Origin of the sequence: Streptomyces sp. NPDC101166 (assembly GCF_044768125.1) — a bacterium.
Taxonomy (GTDB): domain Bacteria; phylum Actinomycetota; class Actinomycetes; order Streptomycetales; family Streptomycetaceae; genus Streptomyces.
In genome coordinates, this window is the sequence record NZ_JBIWPF010000072.1 from 1 (window position 1) to 1871 (window position 1871).

Genomic DNA, 1871 nt, shown 5'->3' on the forward strand with positions numbered 1-1871 from the left:
CGCACGGTGATCGTGGTGCCGACCCGCACCTCGTCGTGCACCTCGAGCGAGCCGCCGTTGCCGTCCGGAATGCGCCGCACCGCAACGCGATACGCGTGCCGATCAGCCGGGTCACCGCACAGCGAGTACTGGCGGACCTTGCCCGAGGGCAGTTCCAGATCCAGGTGCGCGCCGGGCCGCCAGGCGGGCAGTTCGCGCCCGTCGGGGGCGGTCATCAGCAGACTGATCACATCGGTGTCGTGCGCCTCGACGCGGCGTTCCACGACCACCAGCGGAATCCGCCACGAGTCGACCCGCACATCGGGCTCGTACCGGTTGACGAAAGTGCTCCAGCGCAAACGACTCTCGGCGATGAAGTCCAGGACCCGGGTGGTGCGGTCGGCACGCCCCTTGCCGAACAGGTCCTGCGGCGGTGTGACGGGAACAGGCCGGCTCGCGGCGCTCACGCCTGCACCTCGCTGCGCTCGGCTCCGGCGTGCGCGAAGCGCGCTGTGTCCATGGTTCGCTCGCTCCGCTCGTTCACGACGCCATCACGCGCGCGGCCGGGGACTGCGCCAGGTAGGCCACGGCCTGCGCGGTGGATCCCACGCCTTCGGGGCTGTAGCCGGGCTTGAACGTGGACAGCGCGCTGATCAGCAGCGACGGGATGCCGGGCACCGAGCCGCGCCACATGGCCGCGAAGATCCGGGCGACCAGCATCGGATAGCGGTGGTTGGGCAGCGCGGGGTCGGCGTGCACCAGGAACTTGGTGCCGCGCAACAGCAGCGCGATGAAGATCGGGAAGACCATCAGCATGAGCGCGCCCCGGCGCACGTAGCCGATCTCGAAGTACTCGGCGACGTCGTGGGCGACCATGCGGTGCTCGACCTCTTCGGCGCCGTGCCAGCGGAACAGGTCCAGCATCTGCGGGTCGGCGTCGAACTGCTCGAGGTCGGCGTTGATCACCCAGTCGCCGAGGAAGGCGAAGAAGTGCTCGAGCGCGGCGATCACGCCGAGCCGTTCGACGAGTTGCTGCTGCTGGGCGGCCGTGGTGCCCAGTTCCCGCGGACCCAGGGTCTTGCGGAACAGGAACTCGGCCTGCCGCACGTACGGCTCGACATCGATGCCGTGCGCGGCCAGCACCTCCTCGAGCGCCCCGTGGTGGCTCTCGGCGTGCATGGACTCCTGGCCGATGAACCCGATCATGGCCTCGCGCAGCTTCTCGTCCTTGACCAGTTCGAGGGCTTCGCCGAAGGTCACCAGGAACATGCGCTCGCCTTCGGGCAGCAGCATGCTCAGGGCATTGAGGACGTGCGAGGCGATCGGTTCCTGCTTCATCCAGACCGGTTCGGTCTTCGACCAATCGAACCGGACATTGCGGGCGTGCAGGGCTACCTCTCCGGGTTCGGTCACCTCTCGGCGGCCCAGCTTCGGAAGTAGCTTCATCGGTACTCCTGGTCTCGTAGCGATTTGCTGCGTGAGCGTAGCAACATTCTACCTATGTATGAAACCAGGAGTTACACCTAGATTTTTTCGCCCCGATCAGCTATCGACGTGCACGTGCGGGCGCTGCGACCGCCGCGGAATGGCCCGGCGCAGGATCTCCCGGGTCACCGGCGCGACCTCGCCCTCACCGAAGAACACGAACCGCACCAGATTGGCGAGCGGGTTCCCCTCGGTCCATTCGAAGTAGACGTGCGGGCACTCCCCGGTCCGGTCCCGGATGGCGATCAGGATGGACGCGATGCAGTTCGGCACGGCCGCGGCCTCGACGGTCAGGATGTGGTAGTTCTCCACGTCCACCTCGGTCACGTGCAGCGTGGTGCTGAACTCCGAGGGGTCCTTCACGATGACCTCGAGGAAGAGGATGGGCTCGCTGTCGGGAATGTGGC

1 protein-coding gene and 2 pseudogenes are annotated in these 1871 nt (G+C 67.2%); all 3 read right to left on the reverse strand.

What is annotated here, in order from left to right; genetic code table 11:
* Window positions 1-446 (reverse strand): annotated as a pseudogene (locus ACIRS4_RS36365) (oxidoreductase); the annotation flags it as partial.
* Window positions 447-519: 73 nt separating this feature from the next.
* Entirely contained in the window at window positions 520-1425 is a 906-nt protein-coding gene (locus ACIRS4_RS36370; protein ID WP_404204261.1) for a metal-dependent hydrolase, read from the reverse strand.
* A gap of 96 nt (window positions 1426-1521) precedes the next feature.
* Window positions 1522-1871: pseudogene (locus ACIRS4_RS36375) on the reverse strand (amino acid transporter); the annotation flags it as partial.

Bases quoted from the DNA above. Each gene is read 5' to 3' on its own strand.
- ACIRS4_RS36370 (WP_404204261.1), bottom strand. From the start codon at position 1,425: ATGAAGCTACTTCCGAAGCTGGGCCGCCGAGAGGTGACCGAACCCGGA.